Source organism: Pseudomonas sp. UBA1879, from assembly GCF_002338065.1.
Taxonomy (GTDB): Bacteria; Pseudomonadota; Gammaproteobacteria; order Pseudomonadales; family Pseudomonadaceae; genus Aquipseudomonas.
On the sequence record NZ_DDHJ01000004.1, the window covers coordinates 624,811 to 639,867 of the forward strand.

Below are 15,057 nucleotides of genomic sequence, written 5' to 3' on the forward strand. Positions count from 1 at the left end.
CCGGCTCAGTCGCGCTCGAACGTCTTGCGCTGCGCACTGAAGGCCATGAGCGCGCGATCCCGCCACGCCCGCCGCGTTGCAAGCTGATCGTGCGCCAAAAACGCGCGACGCTGGACTTCGACGTTCGCGATCAATTCCGGGCTCCATTCCTGCTCGTGGCTGCGGGAATCGGCGATGCCGCGATAGAGCGGACCGAGACGTTGCGCATAATCCGCCACGCCGCCCACCGCGTTGAGGTCGATCGTTTCGAACGGCCCCATGAACGACCAACGCCAACCGAGGCCGTCGCGCACCGTTTTGTCGATGTCCTCGCAGCTCGCGACGCCGTCCTCCACCAGCGCCCAGGCTTCGCGCAGCAGCACCGCCTGCAGGCGATTGAGTACGAAACCCGCGACCTCTTTACGCACATGGACCACGCTTTGGCCCACGGCGTCCATCAGGGCGGCAGTAAAATCGACCACCTCGGGCGCGGTTTCGGGGGAGGGCACGATTTCGACCACCGGCACCAGATACGGCGGGTTGACGGGGTGAGCGATGACGACCCTTGGGGTGATGTTCAGGCCCAGGGCGAAGGCTGACGCCGGGATGCCCGACGTCGAGCTGCCGATGATCAGGTCCGGCGCGGCGACGGCGTCCAGCTCCAGCATCAGGGCGCGTTTGACGTCGGTGCGTTCCAGAATCGATTCCTGCACATAAATGGCGCCTTCCACGGCCTGCGCGAGGGTCTCGCAAACGGTCAGCCGCGACAGGATGGTCTCGGCCGATTCGCTCAACAGCCCATGGGTGGTCAGGTCGCCGATCTGCTGTTCGATCAGCGGCACGGCCGCGTTGGAAATTGCCGGGTTGGTGTCGTAAATCCGCACGTTCAACCCGGCCCGGGCAAACACCAGCGCCCATCCGGAACCGACCAGGCCAGCGCCGACAATGGCAACGGGGCGACCTTGGGTCAGGGTTTCAAGTTCATGTTTCATGGCTCACCTTCTTATCGTTATGTCGTCTGGGAGGCTGAGGAAATCGCTGCGAATGCTTGTTTGAATACGTATGCGCCAGAGTCTAGGAGCGCTCTTTCAGCGTGGTCAAGGGGAGTGGCGAGACGCCAAGAATCACAGGGCAGTGAAATCTGACAACTTTTTCACGATGGCCAACGGCAGGTTCAGCCATCATTCGTTCATCGTTCAGGCGACAAAATGTCGCAATCGCTTCGAGGCGAGTAAGATAGGCCCCCTGATTTTTCGTCTCCCCCCATTTTTCTCGGAAGGATCCTGCGTCGAGTGTCGTGCGAAACGACCTCCGGGGCGTCCTTTCGAGCCGGTATTGATAGAGCAAATAGAGAAAAGGCGATTACTGATGACCAAGACCTCGCGACCTTTGTATATCTCCTACGCTGGCCCGTCGTTGCTGGAGATGCCACTCCTCAACAAGGGCAGTGCATTCACGCCCCAAGAGCGTGTGGATTTCAACCTGATCGGCCTCTTGCCGCAGAACGTCGAAACCATCGAAGAACAGCTGACCCGCGTATACAGCCAATACCAGCAGTGCGCGAGCGATCTGGACAAGCACATCTACCTGCGGTCGATCCAGGACAACAACGAGACCCTGTTTTTCCGCCTGCTGGATTCGCATCTGGAAGAGATGCTGCCGATCATTTACACCCCGACCGTGGGCCAGGCGTGTCAGGAATTCTCCAAGATCTACCGCACCCATCGCGGCCTGTTCATTTCCTACCCGGATCGTGACCGCATCGACGACATCCTGCGCAGCGCGACCAAAGATCGCATCAAGATCATCGTGGTCACCGACAGCGAACGCATCCTGGGCCTGGGCGACCAGGGCATCGGCGGTATGGGCATCCCCATCGGCAAACTGTCGCTCTACACCGCGTGCGGCGGCATCAGCCCGGCTTACACCTTGCCGATCGTGCTGGACGTGGGCACCAACAATCAGGAATTGCTGGACGACCCGATGTACATGGGCTGGCGCAATAAACGTGTGACTGGCAAGGAATACGAAGACTTCATCGCGCTGTTCATCGAGGCCGTTCAACGCCGCTGGCCAGACGTGCTGCTGCAGTTCGAAGACTTCGCCCAGACCAATGCCATGCCGTTGCTGGAGAAGTACCGCGACGAACTGTGCTGCTTCAACGACGACATCCAAGGCACCGCCTCGGTTGCCGTCGGCACGCTGCTCGCGGCGTGCAAGGCCAAAAACGAAACTCTCGGCCAGCAGCGCGTGGTGTTCCTGGGCGCCGGTTCTGCCGGTTGCGGGATTGCCGAGCACATCATCGCGGCGATGGTCATCGAAGGACTGAGCGAAGCCGAAGCGCGCAAACGCGTGATGATGGTCGACCGTTTCGGCCTGCTCACCGACAGCATGGACAACCTGTTGGACTTCCAGAAAAACCTGGCGCAGAACGCCGGTGACGTGGCGGGCTGGTCGTCTGCCGAAGGCTACCCAGGCTTGCTGGACGTGGTCACCAACGGCAAACCGACCGTGCTGATCGGCGTGTCGGGGCAGCGTGGCCTGTTCACCGAACAGATCATCCGCGAAATGCACAAGCACTGCGCCAAGCCGCTGGTGATGCCACTGTCCAACCCGACCTCCAAAGTGGAAGTCACGCCACAGGAAGTCCTGACCTGGACCAACGGCGACGCACTGGTCGCGACCGGCAGCCCGTTTGCCCCCGTCACCGTAGGCGATCGCACGTTCCATATCGCTCAGTGCAACAACTCCTACATCTTCCCGGGCATCGGCCTGGGCGTCATTGCAGCAAAAGCCACACGCATCACCGACAAAATGCTCATGGCTGCGTCGAATGCACTGGCCGAATGCTCGCCGATGGTCACCGGCAAAGGCGATGCAGTCCTGCCGCCGCTCAAGGAAATCCAGACCGTCAGCAAGAAAATCGCCCTGGCTGTTGCCAAACAGGCGCAAGCTGAAAACGTCGCGCTGGAAACCACCGAAGAGATGCTGATTGACGCCATCGAGCGTCATTTCTGGATGCCGAACTACCGCAGCTATCGTCGTAGTGCGGTGTAAGCGAGGTATGAGCTCTCGGATTCTCACATAACGGTAAGCGCTGCTCAGGCGGATTCTACACATCGTCTGCCGCGTATCTGCAACCGCCCCACAACAATGTGGGGCGTTTTTTTAGACCGCGCTGAGACGATCAACCATGTCCGGGAATTTATCGACCAGCCTGATGAGTAGCGCTGCCTGAGCGTTGGGCTTTGACTTTTCCTGCTCCCAGTTACGCAGTGTGCTGGGGCTGGTGCGAATGCGTCTGGCGAATACGTTCTGGGACATATGCAACCGCTCCCGCAGCGCGATGATTTCCTGAGCCGAAATGTCCGGCGCTGGGTTTTCCGGGAACGTATCGCTACGCAGGGTGATTTTTCCTTGACGATGCTCGGCCATTTCCTCGACCCCTTGCATCATTTCTGCGAATAGATCTCGCTTCTTGCTCATTGCATGCCCCGTTTCTTCAGTTCCGAATGGATGGCTTCCTTTAATTGCCGTTCTTGATCGGAAGTCAGGTTCTCAAGCTCGTTTTTGTCATAGATCGAAAACATCCAGAATTGGCCGTCACTGAGCAGCCAGTAATAGATCACTCTCAGCCCACCTCGTTTGCCTTTGCTCCGTCGCAAATCGGGCCACCGCAGCTTCCGGAATCCTCCGGTTCTCGGCATCAGGTCGCCCATCGTAGGGTTTGCCATCAACGCTAACTGAAGCGCGCGATAAGCTTCTTCGTCGAAATAGTCGGGACGGAGGCGGTTGAAAACCGACGTTTCAAAAAATACAGCATCCATAGAAGTGTACGCAAATTGATTATGGTGGTGGGTGGGGCCGCTACCCTACCTATCGTCCACCGCTCTCTCATTCGGATTTTTGCCACGATTTGTTGCGCAGATTTTTCAGCGCCAAAAGCCGTCAAACCCCACCTTTTGTTCTCATCCTTTTCACAAAAAATTGATGGCCAGCTGCCTAAAGTTTGCGACGTCGAAGAAGCGTTTTTTCGTTTCTGGTCGGCACTTTCTCCTTTAGGCACGCAGACCCCCCATGCTGAACGTTAAAGCAGTTCGTCCCGAGCTCGTGACCGTGCTCGCCAGTGTGTTCTTGTTGGTCGGTTTTAACCTGACGCTCTGGCAGCATCTGTTCGCTATTACCGGTTTGAACGGTAAGGGGTTGCTCTTGCGGGGCGCCTTCGCGTTGATGGTGTTCTGCGCCTTTAATATGGTGCTGACGTTGTTTGCGTTCAGAAACGTATTGAAACCGGTATTGATCGCCTTATTCATGATCAGTGCGGGTGTGGCGTATTACATGGGCGAATACGGGGTGATGATTGATGCCGGCATGTTTCGTAACTTCGCTGAAACCAATGTCACTGAAGTGCAGGGGTTGTTGTCGTTAAACCTGTTAGTTCATCTATTGTTCTTGGGGGTGGTGCCCTCGGTCATTCTCTGGAAAGTTCCGGTCAATTACCGTCGCTGGCCGCGCGAAGTGCTCAGTAAAGTCGTGGTCAGTGCGGTGTGTGCCTGTGTCATGGGTGGCGTAGCCTTATTGAACTATCAAGGCCTGTCGTCGCTGTTTCGCAATCATCATGAATTGCGTCTGATGGTGGTGCCGAGCAATTACATCGGGGCGTCGGTGGGGTATCTGAGCGAACAGATCAAATCGGCGCAGAAGCCTTTCGTCAGCATCGGCCAGGACGCGCAACTGGCCAGCGACTGGCAGCAACACACACGCAAGTCGCTGACCGTGCTGGTGGTCGGCGAGAGCGCGAGGGCCGAGAACTTCGGCATCCTCGGCTACAACCGCGATACCACGCCTGAATTGAAGAAAGAGCGCGGACTGCTGACCTTCACCGACGTGCATTCCTGCGGCACGGAAACCGCCGTGTCAGTGCCGTGCATGTTTTCCAACATGGGGCGCAAGGATTACGACGCCAGTACGGCGAGGAACGAAGAGGGCGTGCTCGACGTGCTCAAGCGCGCAGGGCTCGACGTGATCTGGCGTGATAACCAGTCGGGCTGCAAGGGCACCTGCGACCGCGTGACCTTGCAGGATGTCAGCAACCTGCAAGACCCGGTGCTGTGCGCCAACCATGAGTGCCGTGACGAAATCCTTTTGCAAGGCCTGCAGCACTTCATCGACACGCTGGATAAAGACACGGTATTGGTCTTGCACCAGATGGGCAGTCACGGTCCTGAATACTTCAAGCGTTATCCGAAAGCGTTTGAGAAGTTCACGCCGGTGTGTGAAAGCAACGCCCTGAACAACTGTTCTCGGGAAAGTATCGTCAACGGTTACGACAATACGTTGTTGTACACCGATCATGTGTTGGCGACGCTCATCGATCTCTTGCGCAGCAACCAGAATAAAGTGGACACGGCCATGTTGTATATGTCCGATCACGGCGAGTCACTGGGCGAATACAATTTGTTCCTCCACGGCACGCCTTATATGTTGGCGCCGGATCAGCAGAAACATGTCCCACTGGTGGCATGGTTCTCTGACAATTATCAGCAGTCGTTCGCGGTGGACACCCATTGTTTGCAGAAGGAGCGCGATGCACCGTTGAGCCAGGACAATCTGTTCCATTCGATGTTGGGGCTGTTGAAGGTCAAGACCCGCGTTTATAACCCGGCGCTGGACATGTTCGCCGGTTGCCGGGGGATTTATACGGACGGGGTACTGGCCAATGAGTGACCCCACGACCGAGAAGCACCAGGCACAACGTTACGTGCAGCACCATGAACAGGGCCTGGCCAGACGCCTGAGCTTATGGCGCGACGCGCAATTGGCGCGTCAGGCGCTGCGCGATGCGGGCGAGCCGGGGCTGGTGCTCGACGTTCCGGCGGGGTCCGGGCGTTTCTGGCCGGTGTTGGCCGAACATTCCAATCGCGTGATCCTGGCAGCCGATCCCTCGACTGACATGCTTGAAATCGCTGAAGCGCAGTCCAGCGCCGAGGTGCGCAAGCGCATTCGCACGTTCCAGAGCTCGGCGTTGCCCATCGGGCTGTCGGAAAACGCCGTGGACTGCATCTTTTGCATGCGCCTGTTTCATCACGTGGCGGACCGGGAACAACGTCAGGCGATTCTCGAAGAGTTTTACCGCGTGACCCGCGACACGGCCATCGTCGCGCTGTGGGTCGACGGCAACCTCAAGGCGTGGCGGCGCAGACGCCAGGAAGGCCAGAGACAGGCAGCGGAGGGTGCTGCGTCAGTGCGTAACCGTTTCGTGGTGTGCCGTGCCGACATCGAGTCTGAATTCGCCGAAGCAGGGTTCCGCATCGTTGGCCACCATGACTTTCTGCCCGGCTATGCCATGTGGCGCGTTTACGTGTTGCGCAAGCACGGTTGAGCGATCCGATGGACGGTTGCGCTCCAGGCCTGCGGCGCCAAACACGGAAGATGAAGTTGTTCGAGACTTGCAGGACGGATGCCCGGTAAACGCTCAGAGCGATATATACTGCGCGCCATTCTTCAAGGGAGAGCCGTGTGGCCATCGATATTCACTGGATTCGCGACGACGACAGCCTCGCCCGACACTGCGCACAGTGGCAGACGCTGCCATTCGTGGCCCTCGACACCGAATTCATGCGGGTCGATACCTTCTACCCCATCGCCGCCCTGTTGCAGATCGGCGATGGCTCGCGCGCCTACCTGATCGACCCGTTGCTGATCAACGAGTGGAAACCGCTGGCCGCTCTGTTGGAAAACCCTGACGTCATCAAAGTCGTTCACGCCTGCAGCGAAGACCTCGAAGTCCTGCTGCGCCTGACCGGCAGCCTGCCCGCACCGCTGTTCGATACCCAACTGGCCGCGGCCTATCTGAACCTGGGGTTCTCGATGGGCTACTCGCGGTTGGTGCAGGAAGTCCTGAACATCGAACTGCCCAAAGGCGAGACCCGCTCGGACTGGCTGCAACGCCCGCTGTCGGACACTCAGATCAGCTACGCCGCCGAAGACGCCGTGCACCTGGCCGAGGTCTACAGCCTGCTGCGCCCGCGCCTGTCCGACGAAAAATACGCCTGGGTGCTGGAAGACGGCGCCGAACTGGTCGCCAACCTGCGCCGCGAAACTGATCCTTACGAGGTCTACCGCGATGCCAAGCTGGCGTGGAAGCTGTCCCGCGCCCAGCTGAATGTGTTGCGTGAACTCTGCGCCTGGCGCGAGCAGCAGGCCCGGTTGCGCAATCAGCCGCGCAACCGGGTGCTGCGTGAACATTCATTGTGGCCGTTGGCCAAGAGCCAGCCCGACAACCTCGTGGCGCTGGCAAAAATTGAAGACATGCACCCCAAGACCGTGCGTCAGGACGGCGAATTCCTGCTCGACCTGATCAAGAAAGCCGGCAGTGTCTCCCCTGATCTGTGGCCGCCTGCTTTGCCCGAGCCGCTGCCGATCGAAGCCTCGAACGTCCTCAAAAGCCTGCGCGCCATTGGCCAGCAGCAGGCCGAGCGCCTCGACATGGCGCCCGAGCTGATGCTGCGCAAGAAAACGCTCGAAGCCTTGCTCAAGACCGGTTTCCCTGACGGTCCCTATAAACTGCCCGATTCGCTGCGTGGCTGGCGCCGCGAATTGATGGGCCAGAAGCTGCTCGACAGCCTGGCCAACGCCGGAGAACAGCCTTGAAACGTATTTGCTCCATCTACCGCAGCCCCCGCCGTAACGAAATGTACCTCTATGTGCTCAAGAGCGATGCGCTCGAGCGCGTGCCGGTCGAACTGCTGGGCGCCTTCGGCAAACCGCAGCACGCGTTCGATCTGGTCCTCTCGCCGGAGCGCGTTTTGGCCCGTGAAGACATTCATGCCGTGCTGGCCAACCTGGAAAAGCAGGGCTATCACCTGCAAATGCCACCGGCTGAAGACGAGTACATCGAGCATTTGCCTGAAGAGTTGCTGCGCCGCAACGACCCGGTCTGACCGATTTTCGACCCTGCAATCCATCGCAGGGGTTTACCGGACCGCTGAAAGTGCCTGGCCCGCTTTTTTTAATCGAGCGTCGTGGCCAGACGTCTTGCGGTCGCATGTCCTGTTTTGTTGAGTTTTGAATCCATGCGCGTTCTGATCGCCGAACACGATTACGCTGTTTACACCGAACTCCTTCGCCACGCTGCGCCCGACCTTGAAGTGCTGAGCAGTGGTGATTCCGCCGAACTGTCGAAAATGGCTGCCGACACGCCGATCTGGCTCGGCCAGCCCGATGTGCTGGCCAACCTGCTGCGCCAGGGGCACAGGCCTCAATGGCTGCAATCGACCTGGGCTGGCATCACCCCTTTGCTCGCCCCTGGCCTCAACCGCGACTACCGATTGACCCGAGCCGTGGGCATTTTCGGTCAGGTGATGGCTGAATTCGTGCTGACTTACATGCTGGTGCACGAACGTGAAGTGCTGGCGCGGCTGGTGAGCCAGGTCGAGCGCAAATGGGACGACCGCATGGGCCACAGCCTTAGCGGGCGCAAGGCGCTGATCGTTGGCACGGGCGACATTGGTGTCAGCGTGGCGCACTTCCTTCAGCCGTTTGGTGTGCAGGTGTCTGGCGTCGCATCGAGTGCCAGGACGCAGGCACCGTTTGTGGAAGTCGGTTCGATGGAGGACCTGCCGCGTCTGGTGGCTGAGGCCGATTTCGTCATCAACCTGCTGCCCAATACGCCGCAGACCCACGATGTTTACGACGCCAAGCTCTTTGCGCAATTCAAGCCCTCGTCGTTGTTCATCAACGTGGGGCGCGGCGTGGCGGTGGTCGATGCCGATCTGGTCAATGCGCTGAAAGAAGGCCACTTGGCAGGCGCGGTGATCGACGTGTGCCGGCAGGAGCCGCTGCCGCAGCGCCACCCGTTCTGGACCGCATGGGGCCTGCTGTTGACCGGCCACAGCTCAGCGCCGACATCGCCTCCGGCCATGATCCAGTTGTTCGTCGACAACCTGAAGGCGTTCAACACGGGCGAACCGCTGCGCGGATGGGTGGATTTCGTGAAGGGGTATTGAGGCAGGATCCCGATCTGACAGGGGCGCCGCAATGTTCGCGGCCTGACGCGGACCTGAGTGTAGGAGTGAGCTTGCTCGCGATAGCGGGATATCTGGCGACCATTAGCGCCTGATCTATCACTATCGCGAGCAAGCTCACTCCTACAGGCTACGTGTCTGCGTTGAGACCGGAGGTGTCCGGTCCCATGACGATGACAACAGCCTTACAAACTGAAATCCCCTTCCGCCGCCAATTCCGCCACCGGGCGGCGTGGGCTTGGGGTTTCGCGGGCTTGCAGGTATTCCGGCAAGGCGGATTTGTCGCCGAGCTTACCGATGGCGACGGCTGCATGAATGGCGTAATCGTCCGGAATCTTCAATTCCTTGCGCGTCCGCGCCTGATCGAACCCGGCCATGCCGTGGGTATGCCAGCCGCTCAGGCTCGCCTGCAGCGCCAGATAGCCCCAGGCCGAGCCGGTGTCGAAGGTGTGCCACAGCGCAGGTGTTTCTTCGCTGGCGCCCGGTGCGGTGAAGGTGGTCTTGGACAGCACGATGACCAACGCCGAGGCATGCTGCGCCCAGCCCTGGTTGAACTCCACCAGCAGACTCAGAAAACGCGCCCAGTTCGGCGTGTCGCGGCGCGCGTAGAGAAAACGCCACGGCTGCGAGTTATACGCCGACGGCGCCCAGCGTGCGGCCTCGAAAAAGCTCAGCAGAGTGTCTTGCGGGATGCTCTCGCCGGTGAAAGCGCGAGGCGACCAGCGCTCGGGGAATTGTGGGTGAATGGCGTAGTCGGCAATGCGGGAATTGTCGCTCATGGGATTTCCGGTCCTGAGAAAGTGAAGTGACCGCCCGCCAGCAAGCGTGGCGAATGTGATCACCGAGTGGGATCAATCGGATGGGCCGTGGACGGCAGGCATCGTCGAAACAGGATGAGTCTGATGCGGCGGTCGCGAGGGCATGGCACCCGTATTCGCGAGGGCCTAAAGCTACTGCGCCTGCCGGGCGGTGACAAGCCCGGGCTTACCGACAGTCGCCAGCGCTTGGCCCACGTCCCCTGTGCCACTAGACTGGCGGCCTTTTCATGACCCGATACCGATGCCGCGAACCCATGGCCGCAAAACCTGAACCGTTCTGGATGCGCAAAACCCTTGACCAACTCGACCCGGTCGAATGGGAGTCCCTGTGCGACGGCTGCGGCCTGTGCTGCTTGCAAAAGCTCGAAGACGAGGACGACGGCAGCGTCTACTACACGCGCATCGCCTGCCAACTGCTCGACCTGAAGACCTGCCAGTGCACCGATTATCCGAATCGTCGCGCGCTGGTGCCGGATTGCATTCAACTCACGCCGGGTCAAGCCGATGAATTCAAGTGGTTGCCGCCGACGTGCGGTTACCGGTTGGTCAGCGAAGGCAAGGACCTTCCGCCCTGGCACCATTTGGTGTGTGGGGATCGGGAGCAGGTGCACAAGCAGCGTATTTCCCAATCCGGCCGGATGCTCAGTGAGAAGAACGTCGCTGAAGACGACTGGGAGGATTACCTGATCTTTCGCGCCGGCTGAGCGGTAGTGAGCTAACCCCGATCCAAAAGCCTGTCGCAACAGGAGTGGTCTACTCGTGCGTTATCAACTGCCGCTGTGTGCTGTCACGCTTGCCGTTGGCCTGGTGCTGTCTGTTCCGGCCAGCGCCGCGAAGCACGTTGATCTGGATTATCACGTCAGCTTGCTGCCGCAACGCGATCAGGCGCAGGTGCGTTTGACGCTGGAGCAGGGGAGTGTCGTCCGCAGCCTGGACTTGAATCTGGGCGAGAAAGGCTATTTCAGCGACTTCACCGCCGATGGCCAATGGGCCGTGGGGCCGGATGGGCGGGGTGTCTGGAAACCAGCGTCGGGCAAAGCCACGCTGACCTGGCGGGTGAAGATCAATCGCCCTGCGCCCGACACCTCCCTGGAAAAACCGCGCTACGCCAGCCGCATGACCCCCGATTGGGCGTTGTTCCGCGGCGAAGACCTAGTGCCCCGCGCGCATCTCGATCAGCAAGACGGCGTGCGCTTGCACGCGCGTTTGACCCTCGATCTGCCGCCTGGCTGGAACAACGTTGAAAGCTCATGGCCGCGGATCGGCAAGAACCGCTTTCGCATCGACAACGTGTCACGTCTGTTCGACCGGCCCTCGGGCTGGATGCTGGCGGGGTCTCTGGTCAATCGTCGCGCGCACTTGGGCGATACCGACGTCACCGTCAGCGTACCGAAGGGGCAGGGCATGCGGCGGATGGAGACCTTGACCCTGCTGACCTTCGTCTGGCCGAAGCTGCAGGCCGTCTTCCCGCGCACGCCAGGCAAGCTGCTGGTGGTCGGCGCGGCGGACGGCATGGCACGCAACGCCAGCGCCGGTCACGACTCGATCTACCTGAACGCCAGCCGACCGGTGATCAGCGAGAGTGGCGCCAGCCCGCTGCTGCGCGAATTGGTGCAGGTCTTCGCGCGCATTCACACCCGGGACCGCAGCGAATGGATTCGCGCAGGCATCGCTGAGTATTACGCGGTCCAATTGCTGCGACGCGCCGGGGGCATGAGCGAGGATCGGTATCAGGACTGGCAATCGATCATGACCCGGGTCGGACGCAAGGCGACGACGTTACGCGGCGAGCACGTTGACTCGGCCATGACGGCCGGTGCGGCGTTGCTGATGGGGGCGTTGGATCAGGAAATCCGGCAAAAAAGCGATGACCAGAAATCCCTCGACGACGTGGCGCAGGGTTTGATGCGGATGGGCGCGGTGAGCACCGAGGATTTTCTGCAGCTCAGCGCGGGGGTGATGGGGGAGCCGTCGAAGGTGTTGACGAGTAATTTGCTGCATTAACGATGGTTCTTCCCGTGGCGGCTTACCTGCGGGTTATGGCGACCTCAAGGCCACAACAATCGACCTGCCAGACCCAGCTCGAAGGGTAGGAGTGAGCATGCTCGCGACGAGGCCGGATCAGAAAAAATCCGGGGTGCAACAGACCGTTATCGCGAGCGAGCTCACTTCCACAGGGAATCGCAGCTCAATGAAAGTTTGTGTGAATCACACGCCCTTCGGCCCTTTCACAGCGTCGACTGTGTCCACAATCGCCTCTTCCGCCGCCACTTCAGCCTTGGTTTTCAGCTTGCTCAGCTCGGCGCCAGCCTCATGAATGCGCGCGCGGGCCACGTCCATCTCACTGCGGCTTTTTTCCAGCAGCGCCTTCGCGCCGCAATGGCCGGTAATGCCACGGGCCAGTACCGCGCCACCGATAGCCAGTTGCACCAGACCGAAGATGCCGCCACGACGCAGGCCCTTGCCCATCATCAACACGCCACCGGCCAGCGAGCCGATGCGCTCCCAACCCTGGACGTTCTGCTGAGGCTGGTCGTCAAGCGTGCGTTCGACGCGGTTAAGGATCGGGGTATCGCTCATGATGCGTTCTCCAGGATAAGTAGGGACCTTAAAGCTGACCCCCCCTCTGCCAAACTGTTCAATGCATTTAGCCCCAGGCATTGATCAGGTTCGGTCGGTGTCGCGACCGAATTGAGGACCGGAACGGGTGTTGTTGCCCTTGGCCATGCGGTCGTAAAGCACCACGTTGACCGTGGCAGCCAGGTTCATGCAGCCGGTGGTGGGGATGTACACCACGTCTTCGCACCAGTCGCGAATCTCTTTGTCGAGGGAGCCGTCCTCGGGGCCGAAGATATAGATCGCGCGGTCCGGGTGAGTGTATTCGGGCAAGGAGCGGGCGCCTTCCACCAATTCGACGGCCACCGGCACACAGCCAAGGGGAATGATTTTCTTCAGGTCGTCGATACCGATCAGCGGGATGTCCTGATGGATCTTCTTGGTGTCGGTCACGAAATCCCGCGCTCGCTCGTAGCGTGTGCCGGTGTAAAACACCGACGCCACGCCATAACAGCCCGCCGCACGCATCACCGACCCGACGTTTTCCGGGGATTTGGGGTTGAACAAGCCGATGCAGGCATAGCGTTTGTTGGCCACGGGGGAGGGTGCTCTAAAGGGAAAGCGCGAGATTATACGGGACGGTGCAGCTGTGCGGATGTTTATGCTGTTGTGGGAACCGGCTTGCTGGCGAATACGGTGTACCCGCCCCTGTTGGCGGTCGCTGACACGATGCCTTCGCCAGCAAGCCGGCTCCAGAAGTTCGACGTCGGTCGCAGCTGTTATGACCTATGCACAACCTTGTGGGACCCACCTTGGTGCGGGCGGCGGTCGCACCAGACTGTGTAAAAACGACTGCGGGCTGAGCGCCTTCGGCGTTACGCACATGATGCTGCGTTAAAAACAGACGAAATGCTCATTTAGAACACCTAGAGTCGGTCGCGACCCCGGCCGTTTTTCGCCTGTTTTTGCCTTGCCTCATCATCGCTCGTGACGTTTTTACACACGCTGGCACGAATGCGGGTTGTCACCCACATAGAACGTCCCACAGGGACCGCGGGTCAGTCGTCCTTCTTCATCAGGCCAGCCAGCGCCGCAAACGGATTGTGCGTCGCCTTGGCGGTTTTCGGGCTGCTGTTGGAGCTGTCGGAAAAATACTGTTGGTCGGTGTAACGCGAGTGTTCGTTGTCGTGGCAGTACAGGCAGAGCAGCTCCCAGTTGGAGCCGTCTTGCGGGTTGTTGTCGTGATTGTGATCGCGGTGGTGCACGGTCAGCTCGCTCAGGCGCTTGCCGGAAAACTCACGGGCGCAGCGACCGCAGACGTGCGGGTACATGCGCAGGGCCTTGTCGCGATACCCCATCTCGCGGTCGCGCTGAGCGTCGGCGAGGATGCGGTCAAGCTTGGACGTGTTGGTCGGGGTTCCCGAACTCATGGTGTCACCTGTTTCATGTGCTGAGGGCAATGAAGCGATTCTAGCGCGTTGCGTGCCCCTCAGCCTTTGAGTTTTTCGGCAATCCAGATCGTATGCCTCGTGCCCTTGTTGCCGTGGGCGTAGACCTTGACCTCTTCGGCCTTGAATCCGGCCTTGCGCAGTTTGTCGCTGAAGGCGGCGTCGGCGCTGGCGGACCACACGGCGAGCACGCCCTTGGGGCGCAAGGCGTTGGCACAGGCGGCCAGCCCACCCGCCGAATACAGCCAGCTGTTGGCTTTTTGCGTCAGGCCTTCGGGTCCGTTGTCGACGTCGAGCATGATGGCGTCGAAACCTTGGGGTTCGCTTTTCAGCACCAGGGCGACGTCCTGGACGACGACCTTGGCGCGCGGATCCCGCAACGGATTGCCCGATTTCTCACCCAGCGGGCCGCGATTCCACTCGACCACACCGGGTACCAGCTCGGCCACCACCACCTCGCCGTTTTTGCCCAGATGCTTGAGGGCCGAGGCGAGGGTGAAACCCATGCCAAGGCCGCCGATCAGTACCCGAGGCTGAGCCCGCGAGGCGACTTTTTTGCAGGGGATCTCTGCCAGCGCGTCTTCGGAGCCGTGCATGCGGGTGTTCATCAGCTGGCCGCCGTCGCCGCCCTGAATCTTGATCACGAAGTCTTCGCCGTATTCGAACAGGCACAAGGCGCCGCGATTGTCGGGGATCGGAGTGGTGTCGAGCAGAACGAAACGTTTCATGGCGGACTCGGTAGAAGCGTGGGAGGGTGGGGCGCGCAATTTGTCAGCGCACGAAGCGCCGGGCAGGCGTAGTCTGAGCGTCCCGACAGAAGATTGGCAGAGGAGGCCAACGATGAAACGGTCCATTCTAGCGGCGATTGCCGTGGCGGCGCTCGGCACATCGCAGGTATTTGCCGAAAGCCTGCAACCTGTCCTGACGGCCCCCGAACCCATTGCCGCGACCTCGGGGTCGCCCGGCACGGCCACGCCAACCCCCTATCCACAAGTCTCGCCACCCAGCGTTCCTCGCGCGGGCGGGCAGGGCAATCCGCCGTTACTGCCGAAAATCCCGCAGCCAGGTCCGCCAAAAGACGACGAGCCGTTGCCAGGCTTGCCGCCGCCTGCCAAGCCGAATCCTTGATCCAGGGTCGCCCGTCATTTTGAAACGGTGGGAGATTCTATGATTGCTGGCAAACCGCATTCGCCAGAGAGCCGGCTCCCACAGGGGTCATGCATAGGTCAT

General features: G+C 60.3%; 17 protein-coding genes. 9 read left to right on the forward strand and 8 right to left on the reverse strand.

All coding sequences use genetic code 11. From position 1 onward, the window contains the following. Positions 1-5: 5 nt before the first annotated feature. The gene (locus tag B3N48_RS06045) at positions 6-971 is read right to left on the reverse strand and encodes a 3-hydroxyacyl-CoA dehydrogenase (protein WP_296180701.1); all 966 of its coding nucleotides are present in this window, start codon (positions 969-971) and stop codon (positions 6-8) included. A gap of 376 nt (positions 972-1,347) precedes the next feature. Here B3N48_RS06045 and B3N48_RS06050 point away from each other — a divergent pair, with 376 nt between their 5' ends. Then, on the forward strand, positions 1,348-3,036 hold the full coding sequence (locus tag B3N48_RS06050) for an NAD-dependent malic enzyme (protein WP_296180702.1): 1,689 nt from the start codon (positions 1,348-1,350) through the stop codon (positions 3,034-3,036). 111 nt (positions 3,037-3,147) lie between these two features. Here B3N48_RS06050 and B3N48_RS06055 read toward each other — a convergent pair whose 3' ends face one another. Then, positions 3,148-3,465, reverse strand: a complete 318-nt coding sequence (locus B3N48_RS06055) for a helix-turn-helix domain-containing protein (RefSeq protein WP_296180705.1) — start codon at positions 3,463-3,465, stop codon at positions 3,148-3,150. Continuing rightward, positions 3,462-3,806 (reverse strand): toxin, encoded by a 345-nt coding sequence (locus tag B3N48_RS06060; protein WP_296180708.1) that lies wholly within the window; start codon positions 3,804-3,806, stop codon positions 3,462-3,464. Before B3N48_RS06060 ends, B3N48_RS06055 begins: the two co-directional genes overlap by 4 nt. Positions 3,807-4,056: 250 nt before the next feature. On the opposite strand from B3N48_RS06060, the gene B3N48_RS06065 reads away from it, so the two are divergent. The 5 genes from B3N48_RS06065 to B3N48_RS06085 all read left to right on the forward strand — a co-directional run bounded on the left by B3N48_RS06065 (position 4,057) and on the right by B3N48_RS06085 (position 8,987). After that, the gene (locus tag B3N48_RS06065; RefSeq protein WP_296180710.1) at positions 4,057-5,706 is read left to right on the forward strand and encodes a phosphoethanolamine transferase; all 1,650 of its coding nucleotides are present in this window, start codon (positions 4,057-4,059) and stop codon (positions 5,704-5,706) included. Continuing rightward, complete coding sequence (locus tag B3N48_RS06070) at positions 5,699-6,361, forward strand: class I SAM-dependent methyltransferase (protein WP_296180713.1); 663 nt, start codon at positions 5,699-5,701, stop codon at positions 6,359-6,361. Before B3N48_RS06065 ends, B3N48_RS06070 begins: the two co-directional genes overlap by 8 nt. 137 nt (positions 6,362-6,498) lie before the next feature. Beyond that, positions 6,499-7,632 (forward strand): ribonuclease D, encoded by a 1,134-nt coding sequence (rnd, locus tag B3N48_RS06075; RefSeq protein ID WP_296180715.1) that lies wholly within the window; start codon positions 6,499-6,501, stop codon positions 7,630-7,632. Then, a complete protein-coding gene (locus B3N48_RS06080; RefSeq protein ID WP_296180719.1) occupies positions 7,629-7,922 on the forward strand; it encodes a YcgL domain-containing protein in 294 nt (97 codons plus the stop codon). The genes rnd and B3N48_RS06080 overlap by 4 nt, the downstream gene beginning before the upstream one ends. A gap of 132 nt (positions 7,923-8,054) precedes the next feature. Then, a complete protein-coding gene (locus B3N48_RS06085; protein ID WP_296180723.1) occupies positions 8,055-8,987 on the forward strand; it encodes a D-2-hydroxyacid dehydrogenase in 933 nt (310 codons plus the stop codon). A 203-nt stretch (positions 8,988-9,190) separates the two neighbouring features. Here B3N48_RS06085 and B3N48_RS06090 read toward each other — a convergent pair whose 3' ends face one another. After that, entirely contained in the window at positions 9,191-9,784 is a 594-nt protein-coding gene (locus tag B3N48_RS06090) for a nitroreductase family protein (RefSeq protein ID WP_296180726.1), read from the reverse strand. A 293-nt stretch (positions 9,785-10,077) separates the two neighbouring features. On the opposite strand from B3N48_RS06090, the gene B3N48_RS06095 reads away from it, so the two are divergent. Together B3N48_RS06095 and B3N48_RS06100 are read left to right on the forward strand one after the other, a co-directional pair. Continuing rightward, positions 10,078-10,527 (forward strand): YcgN family cysteine cluster protein, encoded by a 450-nt coding sequence (locus tag B3N48_RS06095; RefSeq protein ID WP_296181627.1) that lies wholly within the window; start codon positions 10,078-10,080, stop codon positions 10,525-10,527. Positions 10,528-10,582: 55 nt separating this feature from the next. Further along, complete coding sequence (locus B3N48_RS06100) at positions 10,583-11,827, forward strand: hypothetical protein (RefSeq protein WP_296180729.1); 1,245 nt, start codon at positions 10,583-10,585, stop codon at positions 11,825-11,827. 204 nt (positions 11,828-12,031) lie between these two features. Here the strand turns inward: B3N48_RS06100 and B3N48_RS06105 are convergent, their stop codons facing one another. From B3N48_RS06105 to B3N48_RS06120, 4 genes are all read right to left on the reverse strand, one after another. Further along, on the reverse strand, positions 12,032-12,403 hold the full coding sequence (locus B3N48_RS06105; protein ID WP_296180733.1) for a YgaP family membrane protein: 372 nt from the start codon (positions 12,401-12,403) through the stop codon (positions 12,032-12,034). An 84-nt stretch (positions 12,404-12,487) separates the two neighbouring features. Beyond that, positions 12,488-12,976 carry an RNA methyltransferase gene (locus B3N48_RS06110; protein WP_296180736.1) on the reverse strand — a complete coding sequence of 163 codons (489 nt, stop codon included), beginning with the start codon at positions 12,974-12,976 and terminating at the stop codon, positions 12,488-12,490. Positions 12,977-13,437: 461 nt separating this feature from the next. Further along, entirely contained in the window at positions 13,438-13,809 is a 372-nt protein-coding gene (locus B3N48_RS06115) for a YajD family HNH nuclease (RefSeq protein WP_296180738.1), read from the reverse strand. A gap of 59 nt (positions 13,810-13,868) precedes the next feature. Then, positions 13,869-14,555, reverse strand: coding sequence for a spermidine synthase (locus B3N48_RS06120; RefSeq protein WP_296180740.1), 687 nt, complete (start codon positions 14,553-14,555; stop codon positions 13,869-13,871). A 112-nt stretch (positions 14,556-14,667) separates the two neighbouring features. On the opposite strand from B3N48_RS06120, the gene B3N48_RS06125 reads away from it, so the two are divergent. Beyond that, positions 14,668-14,955: a hypothetical protein gene (locus B3N48_RS06125; protein WP_296180743.1), complete on the forward strand. Its 288-nt coding sequence runs from the start codon at positions 14,668-14,670 to the stop codon at positions 14,953-14,955. Positions 14,956-15,057: the final 102 nt, after the last annotated feature.

Excerpts from the sequence above, each read along its gene's own strand:
- B3N48_RS06070 (WP_296180713.1), top strand. The coding sequence starts at position 5,699 with ATGAGTGACCCCACGACCGAGAAGCACCAGGCACAACGTTACGTGCAG.
- B3N48_RS06060 (WP_296180708.1), bottom strand. The coding sequence starts at position 3,806 with ATGGATGCTGTATTTTTTGAAACGTCGGTTTTCAACCGCCTCCGTCCC.
- B3N48_RS06065 (WP_296180710.1), top strand. The coding sequence starts at position 4,057 with ATGCTGAACGTTAAAGCAGTTCGTCCCGAGCTCGTGACCGTGCTCGCC.
- B3N48_RS06055 (WP_296180705.1), bottom strand. The coding sequence starts at position 3,465 with ATGAGCAAGAAGCGAGATCTATTCGCAGAAATGATGCAAGGGGTCGAG.
- B3N48_RS06105 (WP_296180733.1), bottom strand. The coding sequence starts at position 12,403 with ATGAGCGATACCCCGATCCTTAACCGCGTCGAACGCACGCTTGACGAC.
- B3N48_RS06085 (WP_296180723.1), top strand. The coding sequence starts at position 8,055 with ATGCGCGTTCTGATCGCCGAACACGATTACGCTGTTTACACCGAACTC.
- B3N48_RS06090 (WP_296180726.1), bottom strand. The coding sequence starts at position 9,784 with ATGAGCGACAATTCCCGCATTGCCGACTACGCCATTCACCCACAATTC.
- B3N48_RS06125 (WP_296180743.1), top strand. The coding sequence starts at position 14,668 with ATGAAACGGTCCATTCTAGCGGCGATTGCCGTGGCGGCGCTCGGCACA.
- B3N48_RS06120 (WP_296180740.1), bottom strand. The coding sequence starts at position 14,555 with ATGAAACGTTTCGTTCTGCTCGACACCACTCCGATCCCCGACAATCGC.
- B3N48_RS06050 (WP_296180702.1), top strand. The coding sequence starts at position 1,348 with ATGACCAAGACCTCGCGACCTTTGTATATCTCCTACGCTGGCCCGTCG.
- B3N48_RS06045 (WP_296180701.1), bottom strand. The coding sequence starts at position 971 with ATGAAACATGAACTTGAAACCCTGACCCAAGGTCGCCCCGTTGCCATT.
- B3N48_RS06115 (WP_296180738.1), bottom strand. The coding sequence starts at position 13,809 with ATGAGTTCGGGAACCCCGACCAACACGTCCAAGCTTGACCGCATCCTC.
- B3N48_RS06095 (WP_296181627.1), top strand. The coding sequence starts at position 10,078 with ATGGCCGCAAAACCTGAACCGTTCTGGATGCGCAAAACCCTTGACCAA.